17 protein-coding genes, 1 pseudogene and 1 riboswitch are annotated in these 23,639 nt (G+C 51.7%); of the genes and pseudogenes, 10 read left to right on the plus strand and 8 right to left on the minus strand.

Annotated elements, in window-relative coordinates; translation table 11 throughout:
* The 3 genes from BZG14_RS07275 to BZG14_RS07285 form a co-directional block, all read right to left on the minus strand.
* Positions 1-1,295, minus strand: a 1,295-nt coding sequence (locus BZG14_RS07275) for a Y-family DNA polymerase (RefSeq protein ID WP_077608382.1), incomplete at its 3' end; no start/stop codon positions are given.
* Positions 1,295-1,987: a translesion DNA synthesis-associated protein ImuA gene (imuA, locus tag BZG14_RS07280; protein ID WP_077487075.1), complete on the minus strand. Its 693-nt coding sequence runs from the start codon at positions 1,985-1,987 to the stop codon at positions 1,295-1,297. The genes imuA and BZG14_RS07275, both read right to left, overlap by 1 nt.
* 247 nt (positions 1,988-2,234) lie before the next feature.
* Positions 2,235-3,626, minus strand: a complete 1,392-nt coding sequence (locus BZG14_RS07285; RefSeq protein WP_158074879.1) for a transporter substrate-binding domain-containing diguanylate cyclase — start codon at positions 3,624-3,626, stop codon at positions 2,235-2,237.
* A 631-nt stretch (positions 3,627-4,257) separates the two neighbouring features.
* On the opposite strand from BZG14_RS07285, the gene pykF reads away from it, so the two are divergent.
* The 5 genes from pykF to treC all read left to right on the plus strand — a co-directional run bounded on the left by pykF (position 4,258) and on the right by treC (position 10,983).
* Positions 4,258-5,670, plus strand: a complete 1,413-nt coding sequence (gene pykF / locus BZG14_RS07290; RefSeq protein WP_069361707.1) for a pyruvate kinase PykF — start codon at positions 4,258-4,260, stop codon at positions 5,668-5,670.
* Between the two features lie 99 nt (positions 5,671-5,769).
* Positions 5,770-6,447 (plus strand): hypothetical protein, encoded by a 678-nt coding sequence (locus BZG14_RS07295; protein ID WP_077458163.1) that lies wholly within the window; start codon positions 5,770-5,772, stop codon positions 6,445-6,447.
* Positions 6,448-6,730: 283 nt separating this feature from the next.
* The gene (treR, locus tag BZG14_RS07300; RefSeq protein WP_077608383.1) at positions 6,731-7,687 is read left to right on the plus strand and encodes a trehalose operon repressor TreR; all 957 of its coding nucleotides are present in this window, start codon (positions 6,731-6,733) and stop codon (positions 7,685-7,687) included.
* A 151-nt stretch (positions 7,688-7,838) separates the two neighbouring features.
* Complete coding sequence (gene treB, locus BZG14_RS07305; protein ID WP_077458159.1) at positions 7,839-9,257, plus strand: PTS trehalose transporter subunit IIBC; 1,419 nt, start codon at positions 7,839-7,841, stop codon at positions 9,255-9,257.
* A gap of 61 nt (positions 9,258-9,318) precedes the next feature.
* Positions 9,319-10,983: an alpha,alpha-phosphotrehalase gene (gene treC / locus BZG14_RS07310; protein WP_077608384.1), complete on the plus strand. Its 1,665-nt coding sequence runs from the start codon at positions 9,319-9,321 to the stop codon at positions 10,981-10,983.
* A gap of 59 nt (positions 10,984-11,042) precedes the next feature.
* Here treC and ilvN read toward each other — a convergent pair whose 3' ends face one another.
* The 5 genes and pseudogenes from ilvN to BZG14_RS07335 all read right to left on the minus strand — a co-directional run bounded on the left by ilvN (position 11,043) and on the right by BZG14_RS07335 (position 17,299).
* The gene (ilvN, locus tag BZG14_RS07315) at positions 11,043-11,540 is read right to left on the minus strand and encodes an acetolactate synthase small subunit (RefSeq protein ID WP_077608385.1); all 498 of its coding nucleotides are present in this window, start codon (positions 11,538-11,540) and stop codon (positions 11,043-11,045) included.
* A complete protein-coding gene (locus tag BZG14_RS07320; RefSeq protein ID WP_077608386.1) occupies positions 11,540-13,258 on the minus strand; it encodes an acetolactate synthase 3 large subunit in 1,719 nt (572 codons plus the stop codon). Before BZG14_RS07320 ends, ilvN begins: the two co-directional genes overlap by 1 nt.
* 414 nt (positions 13,259-13,672) lie before the next feature.
* Positions 13,673-15,481, minus strand: coding sequence for an AMP-dependent synthetase/ligase (locus BZG14_RS07325; RefSeq protein WP_077608396.1), 1,809 nt, complete (start codon positions 15,479-15,481; stop codon positions 13,673-13,675).
* A gap of 153 nt (positions 15,482-15,634) precedes the next feature.
* Positions 15,635-16,763 (minus strand): annotated as a pseudogene (locus BZG14_RS07330) (MJ1255/VC2487 family glycosyltransferase).
* Positions 16,763-17,299: a phosphatase PAP2 family protein gene (locus tag BZG14_RS07335; RefSeq protein ID WP_077521680.1), complete on the minus strand. Its 537-nt coding sequence runs from the start codon at positions 17,297-17,299 to the stop codon at positions 16,763-16,765. The pseudogene BZG14_RS07330 and the gene BZG14_RS07335 overlap by 1 nt, the downstream one beginning before the upstream one ends.
* Before the next feature lie 523 nt (positions 17,300-17,822).
* Between BZG14_RS07335 and leuA the strand changes: the two genes are divergently transcribed.
* From leuA to BZG14_RS07360, 5 genes are all read left to right on the plus strand, one after another.
* Entirely contained in the window at positions 17,823-19,385 is a 1,563-nt protein-coding gene (gene leuA, locus BZG14_RS07340) for a 2-isopropylmalate synthase (RefSeq protein WP_077608387.1), read from the plus strand.
* A 2-nt stretch (positions 19,386-19,387) separates the two neighbouring features.
* A complete protein-coding gene (gene leuB / locus BZG14_RS07345; protein ID WP_077608388.1) occupies positions 19,388-20,482 on the plus strand; it encodes a 3-isopropylmalate dehydrogenase in 1,095 nt (364 codons plus the stop codon).
* Positions 20,483-20,503: 21 nt separating this feature from the next.
* Positions 20,504-21,925: a 3-isopropylmalate dehydratase large subunit gene (gene leuC / locus BZG14_RS07350; protein ID WP_077608389.1), complete on the plus strand. Its 1,422-nt coding sequence runs from the start codon at positions 20,504-20,506 to the stop codon at positions 21,923-21,925.
* A 9-nt stretch (positions 21,926-21,934) separates the two neighbouring features.
* Positions 21,935-22,537 (plus strand): 3-isopropylmalate dehydratase small subunit, encoded by a 603-nt coding sequence (gene leuD / locus BZG14_RS07355; RefSeq protein WP_077608390.1) that lies wholly within the window; start codon positions 21,935-21,937, stop codon positions 22,535-22,537.
* Positions 22,538-22,684: 147 nt separating this feature from the next.
* Positions 22,685-23,476, plus strand: coding sequence for a DUF547 domain-containing protein (locus BZG14_RS07360; protein ID WP_077608391.1), 792 nt, complete (start codon positions 22,685-22,687; stop codon positions 23,474-23,476).
* 38 nt (positions 23,477-23,514) lie between these two features.
* A riboswitch (TPP riboswitch) is annotated at positions 23,515-23,616 on the plus strand.
* The last annotated feature ends 23 nt before the right edge of the window (positions 23,617-23,639 follow it).

Here is a 23,639-nt window from a genome sequence, read left to right on the forward strand (position 1 = left end):
CCTTCCCACCAGCCCGAGACAATCCGCTCTGGCCCCTCGCGTAAGGTGACCTTGCCAACCAGTGGCGTGGGTTGCGGCAGTAGTAAGCTTGGGCGTGGACGCGTGGGGGCCGAGGCCGTCGGTGTGGCTCGATGGTGATGAGGGACATGTTGGCTGGCCGCCTCAGGACGGTGATGATTCACATACGCTAACCGCATAACCGCCTCCTCCCCTAATCGAGCCGCCAGTGTCGCGACCAACTCATCGCGATTTTGCTCACCTTGCTGGGCGCTAAAAAGATCGGTTTGTCCGGGCTGGTGACAATCGATTTGCGAAGCCGCCACACTGACCGCAGTCATCGGCTGGCTCACTTGCCATGACGCCAGCCGTAAACGCACCAACGCCATCCAGCGCTCGAGAGCTTTCTCGCCATGCGCAGCCATTACCGGCAGGGTTTCTTCACATCCATCACGCAAGCTAAAGCCCAATGTCAGCGCAGGCGTGCAGGCACTACGCTGCTCAAGAAAGCGGCACAGCGCCGAGACGAGGTTCTCGATAATGGGCAATAAATGGGCTTGCTCACTAAGCTCAAACAATAAAACCCGTTGCTGAAAAAATTGCAGCGGTGGCTGAAAATAATTCAGCGGCGTCGGCTTATCGCCACGCACTTCGGCAAGATAATCCACCACCGAGCGGGGAAAACGTCGCGTGAGCGAAGCGGTGGGCAAGGCGATAAGCTCACCTAACCGAGAGAGGCCCAGACGCGTAAACTGGGTTTTCACCGTCTCCGGTAAAGGGGTAGCAGCCAACGGCAATTGCTGCAACGCTGCCTGCAAATGTTCGGGGTCGGTGCTGATCTTGCCCGCGTGGCCATACGCCATCAGCTCGGCGGCACGCGGCGTTTGGCCCACCCCAGCCTGATAACGGATACCACTTTCAACCAGCGTTTGAGTCACCGCCTGCCATAGCGGGGGAAACCCTTGATATAGTGCCAACATCGGTGACACGTGTAGCCATAAACCTTTAGGTGGATTAAGGCTGATTTCCGCGACCAACGGATAAAGCTGTGCGGCAAGCTGCTCAAGCGCAGACTGCTCTTTCACCGCGCAATAAGGATAGACCGCGAGCTGATGACACATAAGCGCTGCGGCCCCTAATCCCATACCGATATTCAGGCCGTGCGTGTTCGCCGCCACAGAGAGCTGCACTAAACGGCCTTCTTGCTCGCTAACCAGCCCCACCGCTTGCGCCGATGACGGCGCATAAAGACTATCTAACAGCAAGCTTGGGCAATGCAGATACAGCCACAATGACATCACGCTTGCTCCCGCTGTTGCCGTGAGGGAAAGGCAAGCAAATTCTCAGCATTGCTCGGCCAGGTCACCAACGAGGGCCATTGCTCGCGCCAATCGAGGGTAAACGGGGCCGGCGGCCATCGGCCGCGACAATAACGCACCGTGACCGTCACGCCACATGCAGAAGGCGCCAGCGCCACGCTTAAATCAACCGGCAAGGTCAATGAGTACGTCTGCTGGCGGCGCAACAGTACCACCGCACATTGGCCATGTTCGGCCGCCAGTTTTAGACGCTTCACTTGCCCCACCGTGAGCGAAGATGGCCATAGCACTACCGCCTGACACGCACCACTGCGCGCCGCTTGCTCGGCTGCCCACAGCGCATGTTGATCGCTGTCGGGATACACTAGCAAGGTGTTTTCTGTTGGATAACCTTGCTGATGCAACATTGCCGCATTAATGCCGACCGGAGGACGGATCCAGGCGATCTCTTTACCGGTAGCGCGATACAGCGCAGGCAATACTAGCCGCAGCTCACCAACGCCAAAATCACTGATGATATCCGTCACCCCTGGAGACGGGAGGCCGCCGAGGCGCTGATCAAAGGCAGTGTAACCGGTCGCTTGTTTATCGGGTAATTCCGCCATTAACGGCCGCTGACTGGCGCGCCATAGGCCGTGTTGTTGGGCTAATTGGTCGAGTGTTTTCATCATCAAAATACCTGTATATATATACAGTATATTTAATGAAGGCATCGCTGCAAGAAAAGAAAACAGCACAGAAGCGAAACAGAGAGTTTGCCATCACAACGCCCCCAAAGGGTGTAGGACCACACAGTCGCTAAGGTGTTGTTTAATAAGTTTTATTATACAGTGCAACAGGTTAGACAGGCTGGAGAGCAATAGGAAATTAAAAGACGAGGGGGTTAGCAAGACAGCTTTTACCCGACAGCAAACGGTATTATATTTCGGCGATGGGGGTATTGACGGATTGTGAAGAGGCGAGCATCACTTGGTTACGTCCACTGTCTTTCGCGCGATACATGAGAAGATCAGCGGCATGGATCAACGCATCTAACTCTAGTTGCTTTATCTCCTCCACCACATCGCTAGAAACAATCGCGCCGATACTCACGGTGACACGAATATCCGCGCCGCCAAATTCAAACACCGTCTCCGCAATATCACAGCGAATGTGATTGGCCATTTCAATTAAAGCATCTAAATCTTGGGTAGGACATAAGATACAAAACTCTTCCCCGCCTAAACGCGCCGCTGCCCCTTTTTTAACAAACCGCTTCAGGTAACTTGCCAGGTGTACTAGCACTTTATCGCCTTGCATATGCCCGTAGGTATCGTTGACCTGCTTGAAATGGTCAAGATCAATCAAAATCAACCCCATTTCCTGTTGACGGCTCAGCTTAGGTTTTAAACGGGTAAAATAGGTTTCAAGTCCACGGCGATTTAACAGCTGTGTCAAAGGATCGGTATTGGCGAACTCTAGCAAACGGGCATTGGCTCGGCGCAATGCGACCGTGCGTTTATACACCATACGTTTAAGAATAAAGATATAGGTCACCGCGCCTAACAGCATCACCAGTACAATGCTAGGAATAAGCCAAGCTGGGTAAGCCTCGACGCGCTCGGTATTGATCCACTTTTGCTTGATGCGTAACAGCTCTGCCGCAGGGATATTATCTATGCCTTCGCGTACCTCTTTTAGTAGCGCTTGATTGCCTTTGGGCACGGCCGCATAAATCGGGCGTGTGTAAAGGATTTGCTCTGCGACAAACGCAAGCGGGTTACCTTGGGTCAAAAAGTAAAAGTTTGCCGTTTGGGTATCGGCAACAAGCGCACTGATTTCGCCATCGAGCGCGGCACTAAATAGCGTTTCATTCCGCCGAAAGCGTCTTTGCTCTACATCAGGATAGTGCTCGGCTAAAAACCAAGATTCGTAACTGCCATCAACCACGCCCACCACTTTGCCTGCGGCTAAAGGATCCTTACTGACTTGCCCCGACTGATTTTCTACATAGAGTGAGCCATTAGTATTAAAAATGGGGGCCACATAGTCTAAATAGGCTTCACGTTCGGCGGACTTGAGTAGCCCCGCATGAATGCGATCACCGCCTTCTTTCATATAGGCCAGAGAATCCGACCAGTCGGCCAACATAAACTGAATCGACGTGTGATTGTATTTCGCGTAGGCCTGCCAAAAGTCAATCAATAACCCTTTGGGTTGCCCGTTACCAGGTATGTAGCTGTAGGGTTTCCATTCAGATGAGTGCGCAATAACTAAAATGTCTTTTTCTTCTGACAGATAGGCGTCGTCAGCCCATGCAAACGTACTCATATACGTGCAGGCTAGAAGCAGCATCCCTGTCAAAAGTCGAAAAGTGCGCGCAAACATTATTAGGCAGTCCATTCAAAGAGTCTTGATGGTAGATAAATTCTAAGGGAACGCAAAAGACTTAATAAAAAAGCATGATCCAGTTCAAATTGGAAGCTAGATCACATCATAAAGCGTGCAAATGGCCACTAATGGCTGATAAAAGCAGCAAAACGGAATACGTCGTATGGTAAAGATAGCAACATCAACAGATAGCGTAATCATGATAAAAATATCTTGATTCGCTGGTGCGCTGTCACCAGGTTGTAATGATTTAAATCATCAGCTGTGGTAAATTTACACGCCCCAAAGGGAGGGAAGACTGATGAGGCAGGTGCACTATTGAGTGCTTTATTGTCAATGAAGCCTTTATTGCCCGTGATCAACACAGATCACGGCAGACAATCTATACTCACGATCGATAGACAGTGACGTCACCACAGCCACCCTAGCTGCGGTAACGTCATTGAAAAATGCAAAAAATTCGCTTTCACAGCCACTTAAGTCGTAAAAGTGCGTGGTAAAATTACACTTTTGGTGTGTTGTGAGAAAGCATCAGGCTTATGTTTCAATTTTTGACCGGAGAAATGTGTCGATGAAAAAGACCAAAATCGTATGTACGATTGGCCCAAAAACCGAATCTGAAGAGATGCTTACTCAGCTTGTTGAAGCTGGCATGAACGTCATGCGCCTTAACTTCTCACACGGCGATTACCAAGAGCATGGTACGCGTATCGCTAACTTGCGTAATGTGATGAAGCAAACTGGCAAACAAGCCGCTATCTTGCTGGATACCAAAGGTCCTGAGATCCGTACGGTAAAACTGGAAGGTGGCGATGATGTGCTACTAAAAGCCGGTCAAACCTTTACCTTCACCACAGATACCTCTGTTGTGGGCAATAAAGAGCGCGTTGCCGTGACCTATGCCGGTCTGCCGCAAGATTTAAAAGCGGGTGATACAGTACTGGTTGATGATGGCCTGCTTGAGATGGAAGTACTAGAAACGACTGAAAAAGAAGTGGTTTGTAAAGTACTCAACAACGGTGAGCTGGGTGAAAACAAAGGCGTTAACCTGCCAGGCGTTTCTGTCAGCCTGCCAGCGCTGGCTGAAAAAGATAAATCGGACCTGAAGTTTGGTTGCGAGCAAGGCGTTGACTTTGTTGCGGCCTCATTTATTCGTAAGAAAGAAGACGTAGAAGAAATCCGCGAGCTATTGGCGCAAAACGGCGGTAGCGACATCAAGATCATCTCTAAAATTGAGAACCAAGAAGGTGTCGACAACTTTGACGCTATCTTGGAAGCGTCTGACGGCATCATGGTTGCTCGTGGTGACCTAGGGGTAGAGATCCCCGTTGAAGAAGTGATCTTCGCCCAGAAGATGATGATCGAAAAGTGTAACCGTGCACGCAAGATGGTTATCACTGCAACACAAATGCTGGATTCAATGATCAAAAACCCACGCCCAACCCGCGCAGAAGCCGGTGACGTGGCCAATGCCATCATGGACGGCACAGATGCAGTAATGCTGTCAGGTGAGTCGGCAAAAGGGAAATACCCATTAGAAGCGGTGAGCATCATGGCACAAATCTGTGAGCGCACAGACCGTCAAATGTCTCCAGCCCTCGGCTCTCGCCTTGATAGCGATCGCCTGCGTATCACCGAAGCGGTCTGTAAAGGCGCGGTTGATACCTCTCAAAAACTCAGTGCCCCGTTAATTGTGGTGGCGACTGAAGCGGGTAAGTCAGCGCGCTCAGTGCGTAAATACTTCCCAACCGCCAACATTGTCGCAGTCACCACGAACCCGAAAACAGCCGCTCATCTGTGTCTGACTAAAGGGGTGACACCAGTGATGATCGAAAGCATCGATAGCACCGATGAGTTCTACCGTCGTGGTAAAACCATCGCGCTAGAGTCAGGCTTAGCGAACAAAGGCGATATCGTCGTCATGGTGTCAGGTGCGCTCGTGCCATCTGGTACGACTAACACGGCCTCTGTGCACGTGCTGTAATTTAAGCACCGATAAGCAACACCTGCGCCTCGACATTGTCGGGGCGTTTTTTTATCCGCCGTTTAGTGGCATGATAAAAAAGGGACAGCAGGAAGCGCAATGAAACCAACCAAAGCACAAGAAGCCATGGCACATATTTGGGGAGCTATATTAACCCGCCAGCTCACAGTGACACCGAATGCGCATGGTCATTATTCACTCACCGTCGCCACCTTGTGCGAGCAGCTTGATTTAACCACAGCAACGGCGCGTGATGGCTTGCATTTACTCGCCATGGCCGGACGCATCAGCTACCAACCCCACCTTGGATACCAGTTAATGCCCTTAAGTCAGCCAGACTGGCAACCTCTCGCGGCTGGCATACAGGCGATGGTTGGCGCTTTCATGGATAGGCTGCCGCCTCGGTTGGATGAGCCGACCTCATTGACCCTACTGGGCTTACTGCACAGCCTACAGCATCTGCCTGCCAAGGATTATCGTGACCTCGCTGCCTTGGCGCATTGGCATCAGCAGCTTCATTACACGCTCTTTGCCGGCATCAATCCGTATCTTGCAGACGCGATACAGCCGCTTGTCGCCCAGCATTTACGCTACCTCACGCATCCCGATATCGGCTTTGAATTCGCATCCAGTTGGCAGCGCTTAATGCCAGTATTGCGCGGGCTAGTCTCTGCGCGACCGCAGGCTCATAGTCACGCTTATCAACACTACTGGCTGGGGCTTAATACTGCGGTCGGAGAAAGGCTCAGCACCTTTACCAGTGGACAATTTCTTTGAAGTGGGTTTTTATCAAGACCGCTAACGGTACCAAATAGATGGCACTAAACTTGACGGCCATCACTGCCAACGTCAAGGTGGTAAGACGTACTAAGCACTTATTGATTGTTTGTAGTAAAGGGTGACTCATCATCATTTCAGTCTAAAGCGGGATGTCTGTTCAAAAATCAGGCATTAGTTTACAAATTAATCAATAAATCGCAAGCGCCAATCACGCCTGTTATCATCACACTCCAACAGGCGGCGACTAAGCTGCTGATTTAGTGTGACGACAGAGAACAAGATGACAAAAGCATTGACGATTTTGGATATCGCCCGCTTAGCCGGGGTGGGAAAATCGACCGTATCTCGTGTGTTAAACGATGATCCACGGGTCAAAGACAGTACGCGCGAGAAAATACAAGCCGTGATTGACCAACACGGCTTTATGCCCTCCAAATCTGCACGTGCGATGCGCGCACAACGCAGTGGCGTCGTGGGTGTGATTGTGGCAAAGCTCAGCTCTAATTCTGAAAACACCGCGTTGACGGGCCTGCTCAACACCTTATATGCCAAAGGCTATGACGCCGCCATTATGGAAAGTCAGTTCTCACAACAAAAAGCCCAAGCACATCTGGATGTGCTGAAACGCCGCAATGTTGATGGGGTTATCTTTTTTGGTTTTTCTGGTTGTGATCTCAACGCGCTCGCGCCTTTCGCTCCCAACTGTGTCGTTCTGGCCGTTGATAGTGATCAATACATTAGCGTCAGCTATGACAACCAAGGCGCAGTCACACAAGTGATGGACCATTTTTATCATCAAGGATGTCGTCATATTGCCTTCTTGGGGATTGATGAGCGCGATGAAACCACCGGCCTTGCCCGCTCCGATGCCTATCAGCGTTTTTGCCAACTCCACCAACTCTCACCACAATTACATCGCTGTGAAATGCGCTTACACGCCGCCTATGACGCCACCGATGCCCTCATGAACTCACATACTGATGCGATTGTTTGTGCGTCAGACACCCTGGCGCTAGGGGTTGCCAAACGGCTACAAACCCTAAATCGTGAAGATATCGCCATTGGTGGCATCGGTAACCATGACATGCTTCGTTTCATGTTCCCGCGCGCCGTGAGTGTGGAGCTAGGTTACCATCAAGCAGGGCAACATGCGGCTGACTTGCTGCTCAAGCAGCTGGATGACGACTCTCCCGTGGTTAGCCACTGGACACAACCTTGCCACCTAGTCACTCCCTAAGCGGTGGCTCACACCAATAATCAGGCAGTTACAGATTTCTCTGTGATGGTTTTCAAACAATGGGAACGATTCCACTGATAAATTCGATAGTAGGATCCATAATTAGTGGGAACGTTACCAATAAATACCCTACAGCAATACAGGATTGCTTATGAGCCAGATAGATAAAAAAGCCATCGACCAATTGGTCACTCATATTGGCGGCAAAGACAACATCGCAACCGTTAGCCACTGTCTCACGCGTTTACGTTTCGTACTAAATGATCCAGAAAAAGCGGACGTGGCCGCGATTGAAGCGATCCCCATGGTCAAAGGCTGCTTTACCAGTGCCGGCCAATTTCAAGTCGTGATCGGCACCAATGTCGATCAAGTGTATGCCCTATTGGAAGCGCAAACCGGCGTGGAAGGCCAGTCAAAAGATGAGGCCAAACAAGCCGCGCGCCAAAATATGAGCCTAACTGAGCGTGCTATCTCACACCTCGCGGAAATCTTTGTGCCCCTTTTGCCCGCGATTATCACCGGTGGTCTGATCCTCGGCTTCCGTAATGTGATCGGCGATATCCGCATGTTCGATGGCAAAACTCTGACCGAGATCAGCGAGTTTTGGGCCACTGCTCACGGCTTTTTGTGGCTGCTTGGTGAAGCTATCTTCCACTTCCTCCCTGTCGGTGTGTGTTGGGCGACGGTGAGAAAAATGGGCGGCACCCCCATTTTGGGTATTGTTCTGGGTATTACCCTGGTATCCCCCCAATTGATGAACGCGTACCTTATCGGTAAAGAAATGCCTGAAGTGTGGGACTTTGGCTGGTTCTCAATTGAAAAAGTCGGCTATCAAGCACAGGTGATCCCGGCGATGTTTGCCGGTATGGCGCTGGCATTTATCGAAACCCAGTTAAAACGGATTATTCCAGATTACCTCTATCTTGTGGTGGTGCCGTTTGTTGCGCTGCTGACTTCCGTGATCTTGGCGCATACCCTGATTGGCCCATTTGGGCGTGAAATCGGCAACGGCGTCGCCTTCTTGGCTCGCACGGCGATGACCGGTGATTTCGCCTTTATCGGGGCAGCCCTGTTTGGCTTCCTCTATGCACCTTTGGTGATCACCGGGGTTCACCACACCACCAACGCGGTGGACTTGCAGCTGATGCAGGAAATGGGCGGCACACCTATTTGGCCGCTGATTGCCCTGTCCAACATTGCACAAGCCTCGGCGGTAGTCGGTATTATTTGGGTCAGCAAGAAAGAAAACGAGCGCGAAATTTCGGTGCCCGCGGCGATTTCCGCCTACCTTGGCGTGACAGAGCCGGCCATGTACGGGATTAACCTGCGCTACAAATTCCCGATGCTCTGCGCCATGGTTGGCTCGGCGCTAGCGGCGATTGTGTGTGGTCTTTCCGGTGTGATGGCCAACGGTATTGGTGTCGGGGGTCTACCAGGCATCTTATCTATTCAGCCACAATTTTGGGGTGTTTACGTGGTCGCGATGTTAATCGCCATCTTAGTGCCAATCGCACTCACCGCCTTTATGTATCGCCGCCAAGCCAGCAAAGGCAAATTGGCGGTCGCCTAATTCCCATTCCGTCTGCGGGGAGGGAACGCTCCCCGCTTTTTTTAGCGTTAAGAGAGACATTATGCACGCAAATCCCTGGTGGAAAACGGCCACCATTTATCAGATTTATCCAAAGAGCTTCCGTGATACCACACAAACAGGGACAGGTGATCTGCCAGGCATTATCGAAAAGCTGGACTACTTTTCGACCTTGGGCATCGACGCGTTATGGCTAACCCCCATTTATGTATCGCCACAAGTCGATAACGGCTACGACATTGCTGACTATTACGCGATTGATCCTAGCCTAGGCACCATGGACGACTTCGACACCTTGCTCGCCGAAGCGCACAAACGCGATATCCGTATCATCATGGATATTGTGATTAACCACACCTCAACCGAGCACCCTTGGTTTCAATCAGCACTTGCCAGCAAAGACAGCCCCTATCGCGACTATTACATCTGGAAAGATCCGGTTAACGGCGGAGCCCCAAACAACTGGCAATCAAAATTTGGCGGCAGCGCCTGGCAATGGCATGAACCGACCGGCCAGTATTACCTCCACTTATTTGCCACCGAACAGGCCGATCTTAACTGGGAAAATCCAGCGGTGCGGGAGGCCGTCAAAGAGGTGATGGCGTTTTGGGCCGAAAAAGGCGTGGATGGCTTTCGCCTCGATGTGATCAATTTGATCTCCAAAGATCAGTCGTTCCCCGACGATCACCAAGGCGATGGTCGCCGCTTTTATACCGACGGTCCCCGCGTTCACGACTACTTGCAAGAAATTAGCCGCGACATTTTCCAGCGTTACGGCTGCGTCACTGTAGGCGAGATGTCTTCGACCACCTTGGAGCATTGTCAGCAATACTCCGCGCCAGATGGCAAAGAGCTCTCCATGGTGTTTAACTTCCACCACTTAAAAGTCGATTATCCCGGTGGTGAAAAGTGGCGACTGGCACCGTTTGACTTCTTGGCCCTAAAACAGCTTTTCCGTACTTGGCAGCACGGCCTACATAATCAAGGTTGGGGCGCACTGTTTTGGTGTAACCACGACCAACCGCGTGTAGTCAGCCGCTTTGGTGATGATCGCCATCATCGCGTTGCCTCCGCCAAGATGCTCGCCACCGCGATTCATATGCAGCAAGGCACGCCTTATGTGTATCAAGGGGAAGAAATTGGTATGACCAACCCTGGCTATCAGCGTATTGATGACTATCAAGACGTCGAAAGCCGCAACATGCACCGTCTGCTGTGCGACCAAGGCATGCCTGAAGGGGAAGTGTTGGCCATTCTCGCTGCACGCTCACGCGACAATTCACGCACGCCCATGCAGTGGAACAGCTCAGCAAACGCCGGTTTTACTCAAGGCACACCCTGGCTAAAACCTGCGCCTAACTATGTTGACGTCAATGTCGACACCGCACTGGCGGATAAAGACTCGGTGTTCTATCACTACAAGCGGCTGATTTCCCTACGTAAAACCTTACCCGTGATCCGTGAGGGAGATTATCAGGACTTGCTGCCTGACCACCCACAATTGCTCGCGTATCGTCGCGACAACGGTGATAGCCAACTGGTAGTAGTGTGTAACTTTTATGGCGAACCGGTCACAGCGACCTTGCCTATCGCCCCTGCTCCGAACGCAGACTTGGTGAGCCATAATTACCCAGAAGCCAAGCCATTGATGCCAGAAATGCAACTGGCACCCTATGAAGCCTTGGTGTATTTGATTAATCCCGCTTAACCGACACAAAAATGGCACGCCTTGGCGTGCCATTTTTCTACCACGATCAGTTGCTTTGGTTACTGGCGCAGCGCTCTTTCGCCGCGAGCAATGCCCACCACACCACTGCGTGCCACTTCAATGATCTCGGTAATTTCACCCACCGCGCGAATAAAGGCATCCAGTTTGTCACTGTCACCGGTCAACTGCACGGTGTAAAGCGAGTTCGTGACATCGACAATCTGCCCGCGGAAAATATCGGCGGTACGTTTTACCTCCGCGCGGGCAAAGCCGCTGGCTTTCACTTTCACCAACGCCAGTTCACGCTCAATGTGCTCGCTCTCGGTGACATTGCTCACTTTCAGCACATCAATCAGCTTGTGCAGGTGCTTTTCGATTTGCTCGCGGTCCGCGTCGCTCACCACCGAGGTGGTGATATTCAAGCGCGACAAGGTCGCGTCATCGGTCGGTGACACCGTGAGCGACTCAATGTTGTAGCCACGCTGAGAGAATAAGCCCACTACCCGCGATAAAGCTCCCGGCTCGTTTTCCATTAAAACCGATACAATACTGCGCATTAGGTTCTCTCCGTTTTGCTCAACCACATTTCATTCATCGCCCCACCGCGTACCTGCATTGGATACACGTGCTCGGTCTCATCGACATTAATATCGACAAAGACTAAGCGATCTTTCATTGCCAGTGCCTTTTCTAGGCCAGCTTCCAGCTCAGACGGATGATTAATGCGCATCCCTACATGCCCATAGGCCTCAGTGATCGCCGCAAAGTCCGGCACCGAGTCCATATAAGAGTGCGAGTGGCGACCTTGATAAATCATATCCTGCCATTGTTTCACCATCCCGAGGAAACGATTGTTGAGGTTGACGATCACCACCGGAATGTCGTATTGCAACGCTGTCGACAGCTCCTGAATATTCATTTGAATACTGCCATCACCGGTGACACACACCACCTGCGCGTCCGGTAGCGCAAACTTCACCCCCATGGCAGCGGGAAGCCCAAAGCCCATGGTGCCCAAGCCGCCGGAGTTAATCCAACGGCGTGGTTTATCAAACGGATAATAAAGCGCGGCAAACATTTGATGTTGGCCGACGTCTGACGTCACATAGGCCTCGCCATGAGTGAGGCGGTACAAGGTTTCAATCACCTGCTGTGGTTTAATCCGCTCAGGATCGGCGACATACTGCAAACACTGACGCTCACGCCAAATCTGAATATTGTGCCACCAGGTGCTGATCGCATCGCTGTCATTGCTGCCACCTTGCTCCACCAGCAGCTTGACCATGCTATTTAATACCGCATCCGCCGAGCCAACGATGGGAATATCCGCGGCGACGGTTTTAGAGATGGTGGAAGGGTCCACATCAATGTGCATGATGGTGGCATCGGGGCAGTATTTTTCTAAATTATTGGTAGTGCGATCGTCAAAACGGACACCAATACCAAAAATTAGATCGGCTTGGTGCATCGCCATGTTCGCTTCGTAGGTGCCATGCATGCCCAGCATGCCCAGCGAGTGTTCATGGGTACCGGGAAACGCCCCTAGCCCCATCAAGGTGCTGACGACGGGAATGTTTAGGCTTTCTGATAATTGACGGATTTGTTCACCACAGTCGGCCATGATGGCGCCGCCACCGACATACAGCACCGGCTTTTTCGCCGCTAACAGCACTTTTAAACCACGCTTTATCTGCCCTTTGTGTCCCGAGGTGGTCGGGTTGTAAGAGCGCATGCGCACACTGTCAGGGTACTGATATGGATGCTTTTGTGCCGGGTTCAGCATGTCTTTGGGAATATCGACCACCACAGGGCCAGGACGTCCCGTCGCGGCAAGATAAAAGGCTTTTTTTACAATGTTGGGAATATCTTCGGCGCGTTGAACTAAAAAGCTGTGTTTCACCACAGGACGAGAAATCCCCACCATGTCGCACTCTTGAAAGGCATCATTGCCAATCAAGCTACTCATCACCTGCCCAGAAAAAACCACCATGGGAATTGAGTCCATGTAGGCGGTGGCGATACCGGTAATCGCATTGGTTGCCCCTGGGCCTGAAGTCACCAGCACCACGCCTACTTCACCGGTTGCGCGTGCGTAACCATCCGCCATATGCACGGCCGCTTGTTCGTGACGCACTAACACATGATCAATACCACTTTTTTCATGCAATGCATCGTAAATATCCAGCACCGACCCGCCTGGATAGCCAAAAATATGTTTTACGCCTTGATCGATCATGGAGCGCACGATCATCTCGGCACCAGATAACATTTCCACTCTACGCCTCCCTGTTTGCATAGTTAGGACTTACTTTTAGCCTAATCCAGCTCCTTACACTTGGATGTACTGGTGGTGTGATCACACGGACATCAAAACCAAATACTGGCGGTAAGGTAGCGTTAGATTGTCATTTGGCCTGCTTCGAATGAAGCTGCAATCAATGTAACGTTTTATTTGCAAAGCTGTCTATTAGCTAATCAGTATTTACATTTTTAATCTAAATGTTGAGTGAATGTTGCTGATTTACGCTGACCAAGGGGGATGAAATTGGAAACATCCACTATAAAATCGCCACTTTGCCAGATTTGCTATCCAGACATGAGGAGAAAAGAGGGGGAAAAGGCATAAAAATATCAGGAAAAAAGGAAGATTCTCAGCCATGAGAAATCTTCCTCGCTTTGGTACACCAAACTAACGCTGATACATCGTATTAATGTGATCTTGGTAACGTGAAAGGATCACTTTACGACGCAACTTCATGGTTGGCGTAAGTTCACCACTGTGCATACAAAAGCCCTGTGGCAACAAGGTAAAGCGTTTGACTTGCTCAAATTTGGCCAATTCATGTTGCAAGCTCTGTAAACGCTTTTCAAACAAAGCCACCACATCAGAATGTTTCAACAGCTCTTTGCGATTTTGATATTCGATGTTAGCCGTTCGCGCCCACTCCTCTAAGGCATCAAAGCAAGGCACAATCAAGGCAGAGACAAAATGACGTGCCTCGGCCACCACCGCAATCTGATCGATAAAATGATCACGCACCAAAGCGCCTTCTACCCGCTGTGGTGCTATATACTTACCGCCTGACGTTTTCATCAGCTCTTTGATTCGGTCCGTGATAAATACATTGCCGTGAGCATCGAGATACCCCGCATCGCCGGTTTTCAAAAAGCCATCCGCGGTAAAGGTGGCCGCCGTCGCATCGGGCTGATTGAAGTAGCCACGCATCACCATCGGCCCACGCACTTGAATTTCATTATCCTCACCGATGCGCAATTGGGCGCCGGGCATCGGAGAACCAATCGACTGGGGGTCAAAGCAGGTATCATCCCAACAAGACACGGTGGCCGTGGTTTCGGTCATGCCATAACCGAGCTTCACGTTAATACCGATTGCATGGAAAAACGCGCCAATGTCAGGGTCAAGACGCGCCCCACCGCATGGCATCAAGCGCATCTTACCACCCAGTAGCGCACGCAGCTTACTGAGCACCAGCTTGTCGGCCAACGCCAATTGCCATTGCTGACGCCGCGACAGTGATTGGCCAGCGCGTAACTGACTGGCATGACGCTCGCCTTGGCGCAGGGCCCAACGGAATAAATGCGGTTTAACGCCAGTGGCTCGACTGAGTTTGTCGTGAATAGCACCATGGATTTTTTCGTAAAAACGCGGCACTGCACACATCACCGTCGGTTTGACCTCGGCCAATGCCTCACGCACCTGAAGCGGGCTGGAGAGGTAGCAATTGACCGCCCCGCGGTGAAGCACGTAATAGCTCCATGCGCGCTCAAACACATGGGAAAGCGGCAAAAAGGCCAAGGACACGTCATCCGGTCTTAATGCCAAGACTTGATCATGCACCTCCAACTGCGCCGCGATATTGGCATAATCCAGCATCACTCCTTTCGGATCGCCCGTGGTGCCGGAGGTATAAATCAAGGTGGTCAGATCGTCCATGCATCGTGCGTCAATGCGCGCCTCTAATTCGGCTTGGTAGCCACGATCGTCTTGCAATAACCAACTGGCCCAATCCCACACCTTGGGGTGCGTTGGAGCCGTCGTCTCTTGGCTTAGGGCGATCACCCCTTTGACATTAGGACAGTGTTCGAGAGCAGCCACCGCGATCTCTCGTTGTTCGTCACCGACGAAAACCCATTGCACGTCCGCATTATTGATAATGTGTGCCGCTTGCTGAGCGGTGCTGGTGGCGTAAATCGGCACAGGTACGGCGCGAATTTGCAATGCGGCGTAATCTAACATTGCCCACTTTTCGCTGTTCGGCGCAAAGATAGCGATGGTTTGTTGAATCTCACACCCGGCATTTAACAAACAGCGTGACAGCTGATCGATTCGCTCGCCCATTTGACGCCAGCTGAGGCTTGCCCACTGTGACTGTTGCTGAAAACGAATGGCTTCGCGTTCACCTTGGGCGCGAATCTGCTCGCGGATGCGAGTAACGATATGGTTTTGGGTGTTCACTGTCTCTCTCTTGGTTCGCATTTTTGGCGAACACATGTACGCTCAATAATGACAGCGAGTGTACCGAGCGCACGACCAAACTCAAGAAAAATTGAGTGAATGCTCTAGCGAAAGTGTAAAAACGTGATTCAACCTTGTGGAAGCGGCTGATCGACGCACGTACCGCACAGCGCGCTACCGAATCAAGCGTTGCAACCTAAGTGGGTGTGGATCCATACGTATTGAGGAGCGATTAAAGTCCAAAATCGACTCCTCAACTGTTTCTGGGTAATCCACCTGAGCCCATAGATGGTGAAACAGGCTACGTGTCTGACTTAGCTCGCCTTTCACCAGCCATTCCGCCAATGCTTGGGCTACATCTGGGTAGCCAATTGCGCCCACCGCCGGTGCCTGCAACCATTCACGTACCGCACTCGCATCCAAGCTATCCATACTATGTGCTAGCCCAAGCTGAGAAAGTGTGGCGACATTACTCAACTGTTCAAACTGACCAGACAATGGCTTTAAAAGGAGCTTTTTCCCTAGGCTTAACGCCTCGGAAGGGAGTTCAAATCCCCCATTGGCAAATCACGCCCTGGCACTGATTTAGCGCTGTGTGAAAGCTTTCTTTGCCTAAGGGCATGAGCGTTAGGTTTTCACGCTGATAGGGCGCATTAACCTCGGGGTGAAAGCAGATAAAAGGTTGGCTGAAGCGCAACAACAACTCACTCACCGCAGATAAAGATTCAAAGGGAAGATACACCAGCACCGCCCTCTCCGCAGCCGGCGGTGTCACCGCTTTATCTACCGGAGTGGTATCAATAATCGGAGGTAAGATCGGTTGGTTAAAGTGATACCAGTGCAAGCCAATGGCATAGTCTGTTGGAGCAAAATAACGCATGATCATGCGATTGATCAGCGTTTCTCCATGTTTGGGCACCGCGTGAGAAAACGCCGCTTGGTGGCTGATCGCCACCGATGGTACCCCTTGCTGGCGCGCCGCCCACGCACTGATGGGTTCAAAATCAGAGATGACCTTATCGTAGCCTGATACATCAAGCTGGCGAATATCGCGTCGTAGCTGCGCCAAGTGATTGTGTCGCGCGGTGGCGAGCATATCAATTTTGCCATCACGGCTGACAAAGCTCATCCCAGTAAATGTGCGATAATCGCCAAATGGCGCCATATCAAAATAGCGCTCGGCAGGCCGCCCGGAAAAAACAAAATCGACGTCGACATCGTATCCGGCCAAGGCACGCGCCATCGCACGGGCACGCGATATATGCCCATTACCGGTTCCCTGAACACCGTATAAAAGCTTCATTAAATACCTGTTATTCCGTAAAGATCGAAAGTGATACTGTGTGCCAACGTCGCGCACATCAGCCCTAATCCAGCGCCCACCACGATATCGCTCACAAAGTGCACGCCCAGTAGCACGCGCGAAATACCGATTAGGCTGGCCCAAATGAACACCAAAAGGGTTAACGAAGGGAAGAAGGTGCTCAGCAATGAGGCCATGAGAAAAGCGGCGGCCGTATGGCCTGATGGCATACTGTAAAGATCGGAAGGCGTGATAAAGGCGGGCAACTGCGAAGGGCGTGCGCGCCGAAAGCTGCGTTTAAGTACCCAGTAAATCGGCAGCTCGATGGCAAAAGCCGTCAGTCCGGTGAGCAAAAACCAGAGCCCGACCGCCTCATGAAGCCACCAAGCCGTGAAGCCAATCACCAAATAGAGGGGGCCGTCACCGGAACGGGAAACGGCACGGGCTATTTTTGCTGTGCCAGCGCTAAAGCGATGCGATAGACAAAAGGTCGACACCGTGTGATCGAAGCGTTGAATCGCGGTAAAGCTTCTCATCCTGCCTCCCAATGCGGCGAGCTGATGGTTAAACTCTAGTCAGCCGGTATGACAGGTCGGTGACGTTATTGGGTCATCTCGATGAATTTACGTCGCCGCTTGATCTCAGGGACGTTGGGACAAGTAAAAATAATGAATACTGGATAAAGCCGCGCCAGAGCACAGCACAAAAATCTAACTTTTAGTTTTAAATCCAGTTTAATTAACCAGTTTTTTACCTTTGTATTGCGCAGAAAACGGGTTTTGTTTTTTTCAGATTGACGCTTTCCCCATCGCTCTGTTATTTCTGGTAACAGAATATTTACTGACGGATATCAGCATGACACTGTTTCACCTACGCCTCATCCTCCTTCTTATCGTGACCCAGTCGCGCGGGTAGGTTTTGGGCAGAAAACAGTGAATGCCAAATCTCAAAAACCCGCGCCAGACGCGGGTTTTTTTGTATCTAACGTCGCCAAAATAACATCAAACGCCAATTAAAGAGCCCTTCAAAGCGGCCAGCAAACACAACAGGGAGTCACCCATGAGCGAGAACAGCCAAGTCATTCTGTTTGATACCACCTTACGCGACGGCGAGCAGGCGCTGTCCGCCAGTTTAACCGTCAAAGAGAAATTGCAGATCGCCCAAGCCTTGGACCGCATGAAGATAGACATTATTGAAGCCGGTTTTCCTGTCTCCTCACCGGGTGATTTTGAATCCGTGCGCACTATCGCCGAGCATATGCAACATGCGCGCGTTTGTGCCTTGTCTCGCGCGGTCCCCAAAGACATCGATGTGGCCGCCGAGTCCCTCAAAGCCGCGGACGCCTTTCGTATCCACACCTTTTTATCCACCTCGACCATCCATGTAAAAGACAAGCTTCGCCGCAGCTATGATGACGTGGTCGAGATGGGGGTACGCGCCGTCAAACATGCGCGCCAATACACCGACGATGTAGAGTTTTCCTGCGAAGATGCCGGGCGCACCCCGATTGATAATTTATGCCGTATGGTCGAAGCGGCGATTGATGCCGGCGCGACCACGGTCAATATTCCCGATACCGTCGGCTACACGGTTCCCAGTGAATTCGGCGATATCATTGCGACCTTGTTTAACCGCGTGCCTAATATCGACAAAGCGGTGATTTCTGTCCATTGCCATGATGATTTAGGGATGTCGGTCGCCAACTCTATTGCCGCGGTGCAAGCTGGCGCACGCCAAGTGGAAGGCACTATCAATGGTATTGGCGAGCGCGCTGGTAACTGCGCGCTGGAAGAAATTGCGATGATTTTAAAAACCCGCGCCGACTTGTTAGGTGTAGAAACAGGGTTGAACCACACCGAAATTACCCGCACCAGCAAGTTGATTAGCCAGCTTTGCAACATGCCTATTCAGCCCAATAAAGCCGTCGTCGGCGCCAATGCCTTTAGCCACTCCTCCGGTATCCACCAAGATGGCATGCTGAAAAACAAAAACACCTACGAAATTATGACGCCAGAGTCGATTGGTTTGGGCAAAAAAGCGCTTAACCTGACCAGTCGCTCCGGCCGTGCCGCGGTGAAAAGCCATATGGATAACCTTGGCTACAGCGAACAAGACTACGATTTAGACACCTTGTATCAGTCATTCTTACAGCTGGCGGATCGCAAAGGTCAGGTATTCGATTACGATTTAGAAGCCTTGATGTTCTTCAATAATCTTAAAGAAGAGGACGACTTTTATAAGCTGAACTATTTGGGCGTGCAATCGGGCAGCTTAATGGCAACCACCAGCATCAAGTTGCAATGTGGCGATGAAGAGAAGCACGAAGCAGCCACTGGCAACGGCCCCGTCGATGCGCTGTATCAGTGTATTTACCGCATTACCGATTATGATATTGAGCTGGATAAATTTGACCTGACCGCCAAAGGGGAAGGGGAAGATGGCCTCGGCCAAGCTGACATCATTGCCAACTACAAGGGTCGTAAATATCACGGCACCGGGGTGTCAACCGACATCATCGAGGCCTCAGGCGAAGCGTTATTGCATGTGATCAATGCCATCTATCGCGCCGACAAAATCGCTCAGATTAAGGAACAATCCCACTTGAAACAGGAGACAGTATAACCATGGCCAGCGCACACCAGATTGCACTCTTACCCGGCGACGGTATCGGCCCCGAAGTCATGACGCAAGCCGAGAAGGTGCTTGATGCAGTTAGCGAGCGATTCTCACTCACTTTGGAGCGTCAGCATTATCCGGTGGGGGGAGCCGCGATTGACGCCCATGGCTCGCCGCTGCCCGAGCAGACCTTGGCGGGATGTGAAAAAGCCGATGCGATTTTATTTGGTTCAGTGGGCGGCCCAAAGTGGGAGCATTTACCGCCCACTGAGCAACCGGAGCGCGGTGCCTTGCTGCCGTTACGCAAGCACTTTGGTCTTTTTTGTAATTTGCGTCCGGCGCAAATCCATACCGGTCTCGAAGGCTTTTGCCCACTGCGCGCCGATATTGCCGACCAAGGCTTTAACATCGTGGTGGTGCGAGAGCTGACCGGCGGGATTTATTTTGGTGAGCCCAAAGGGCGCGAAGGCGAAGGCCGCGAGGAAAAAGCGTTTGATACCGAGGTTTATCATCGCTATGAAATTGAGCGTATCGCCCGTATCGCCTTCCAGTCGGCTCAGTTGCGTAACAAGCAAGTGTGCTCAATCGATAAAGCCAATGTGTTGCAAAGCTCGATGCTGTGGCGTGAAGTCGTGGAAGAGGTGGCCAAGGACTATCCAGATGTCCACTTAAGCCATATGTATATCGACAACGCCACCATGCAGCTGATTAAAGGCCCATCGCAATTTGATGTGATGCTGTGCTCGAATATTTTCGGCGACATTATTTCGGATGAATGCGCAATGATCACAGGCTCAATGGGCATGCTGCCATCCGCGAGCTTAAACGCGAGTAAATTTGGTTTGTATGAGCCCGCCGGCGGCTCTGCCCCCGATATCGCGGGGAAAAATATCGCCAACCCGGTCGCACAAATTCTCTCCGCCGCGTTGATGTTGCGCTACTCGTTAGGCGAAGAAGACGCAGCCTGTGCGATTGAGCATGCAGTCAGCCAAGCACTGGCGGCCGGTGAGCTGACCGCCGACCTGGCAGGCAACCATCCTGCATTGAGTACTGAACAAATGGGCGATCGTATCGCCGCCTATATCCGCCAAGGCGCAGAATAATTACCCGTAAGGATACGAGCTATGTCGAATGCAAACACTCAGCAAGGCGCCAAGACCTTGTATGAAAAAATCTATCAAGCCCATGTGGTCACCGAGCAGCCGGGCGAAGCGCCACTGCTGTATATCGATCGTCATTTGGTGCACGAAGTGACTTCCCCACAAGCCTTTGATGGCCTGCGGGAAAAAGGGCGTCCGGTGCGCCAAGTGAGCAAAACCTTCGCTACCATGGATCACAATGTCTCCACCGAAACCAAAGACATTCACGCGTCTGGAGAAATGGCGCGCATCCAAATGGAGACGCTAGCCAAAAACTGCGACGAATTTGGCGTCACCCTGTACGAACTAAATCACCCTTACCAAGGCATTGTCCATGTGATGGGCCCCGAGCTTGGCATTACCCTGCCCGGCACCACCATCGTCTGTGGTGATTCGCACACCGCGACGCATGGTGCCTTCGGCTCCCTCGCCTTTGGTATTGGCACCTCAGAAGTCGAACACGTACTCGCCACCCAAACGCTTAAGCAATCCCGCGCCCGCACGATGAAAATTGAAGTCTCGGGCAAAACTGCCCCCGGGATCACCGCCAAAGATATTGTTCTCGCGATTATTGGTAAAGTCGGCCACGCAGGCGGCACCGGACATGTGGTGGAATTTTGCGGGGACGCGATCACCGCCTTGTCGATGGAAGGACGTATGACGGTCTGCAACATGGCCATCGAATTAGGCGCCAAAGCTGGCCTTATCGCGCCGGACGACACCACCTTTGCCTATTTAAAAGACAAGAAATTTGCTCCTAAAGGCGAGCAATGGCAGCAAGCGGTCGCTTACTGGCAAACTTTGCACTCGGACGCCGATGCACAGTTTGATCGCGTGGTCACCCTCGATGGCAGTCAAATCCATCATCAAGTCACTTGGGGCACTAACCCCGGCCAAGTGGTCAGTGTGCATGATACCGTGCCCGCCCCTGAGACAATGACCGATCCGATAGAGCGCCACTCAGCAGAGCGCGCGCTAAAATACATGGGACTGGCACCGGGACAAGCCATCAACCAAATCAGCATTGATAAGGTCTTTATCGGCTCTTGCACCAACTCACGGATTGAGGACATGCGCGCGGCCGCCGCGGTCGCCAAAGGAAGACGCGTGGCAGATAGCGTCCATGCCATGGTGGTGCCTGGATCCGAGCAAGTGCGCGCCCAAGCAGAGCAAGAAGGGCTGGATGTGATTTTCCGCGAGGCGGGCTTTGAGTGGCGCTTACCCGGCTGCTCAATGTGTTTGGCGATGAACAACGATCGCTTGGGCCCCAAAGAGCGCTGCGCGTCCACCAGCAACCGTAACTTTGAAGGCCGCCAAGGCCGTGAAGGCCGCACCCACTTGGTCAGCCCGGCGATGGCCGCCGCCGCTGCTATCGCGGGTCATTTTGTCGACGTTAACCAATTATAAGGAGGCCTTATGTCAGGCATACACACTCACACCGGCATTGTTGCTCCATTGGATGCGGCGAACGTCGATACCGATGCGATCATTCCCAAACAGTTTTTGCAAAAAGTCACCCGTACTGGCTTTGGTCAGCACCTGTTTTACGATTGGCGCTTTTTAGACGATGCGGGCAAGCAACCGAACCCCGAGTTTGTGCTTAACCAAGCGCGCTACCAAGAGGCAAGCGTGCTACTCACCCGCGAGAATTTTGGCTGTGGCTCGTCACGCGAACATGCCCCCTGGGCGCTGGATGATTACGGCTTTAAAGTGATTATCGCCCCCAGTTTTGCCGATATTTTCTATGGCAACTGTATCAACAACCAAATGGTACCGGTGACCCTTGAAGAAGCCCAAATCGATGCTTTATTTGCGTATGTAGCCGAAAATGAAGGCGCGACGGTAACCCTGGATTTGCCCGCCCAAACCATTCGAGCCGGTGAGCACTGCTTTAGCTTCCAAATGGATGATTTTCGTCGTCATTGCCTGTTGGAAGGCTTAGATAGCATTGGCCTCACCCTACAGCACGATGCTGAGATCTCGCGCTTTGAGCAGCGCATCCCGGACTTTTTGTCATAAATCCCCGCTTTAGCCCACTTCACCAATAAGCGCGATCCTCGCCGCGCTTATTGGTCAAGCCCCACTTTTTTCCATTCACCATGAAACCAACAACGCATTTGCTTGGTCTAGTCTGAAAATAAGGCTTGCTGAAAATAAGGACGGGCAATGCAAAAACGTTTGATACTTCTATTCTGTATGGTTTTTCCGCTGTTTAGCCAAGCGGCCCCCAAAGCAGAGTATTGGGCGATGTGGGATGCCCATAACCCTGACAGCCAGGCAACCTTCACTCATCACACTTGGCAAGTATTGCTCGATAAGTATTTGCAGGCTCAAGGGCAGCAAACCTTATTTAACTATGCGGCGGTCACCGACGCTGACAAGAAAGCCCTCGATCATTATATCCGCATGCTCACCGCGCGCGACCCGCGCACCCTGACCAAAAACGAACAATACGCGTATTGGGTCAACCTTTACAATGCGGTCACCGTAAAACTGATTATCGCCGAGTACCCGGTCAGTTCCATCACCAAGCTCGGTGGATTATTTAGCTTTGGCCCATGGGATGATGAGGTGGTCACGGTGGCAGGTGAACCCCTTACCTTGAATGATATTGAGCACCGCATTCTACGCCCACTATGGCAAGATCCGCGTACCCACTATGCGGTTAACTGTGCCAGTTTGGGTTGTCCAAACCTGCAACCTAAGGCCTTCCAAGCAAACGCGCTTGAGGCACAGCTCGAACAAGCGGCCTATCGTTTTATTAATAGCGACAAAGGGGTAAGTCAGCAAGGCGATCAGTGGCAGCTTTCTTCTATCTATGAGTGGTTTGAGGCTGATTTTGGTGGCGATAAGCAAGGCGTGATCGCTCACATAAACCAGTATCGCGATATTCCATTGCCACAAGAGGCAACATTGGAATACGACTACAACTGGGACCTTAACCAACTCGCTGACTAAAAGGCTTGGTTAACTCTAAGCCAATCAGTACAATGGCTTGGTACTCATTGGGGAGCCTCATGGCTGAGATTGCGCACTGCGCTAGACCCATCGAACCTGATCCAGCTAACACTGGCGTAGGGATTGAGACTTGATGTTGCCATCAACTTGCCTCAACACCCAC

The organism is Salinivibrio sp. IB282, assembly GCF_001995685.1.
GTDB classification, from domain to species: Bacteria; Pseudomonadota; Gammaproteobacteria; order Enterobacterales; family Vibrionaceae; genus Salinivibrio; species Salinivibrio kushneri.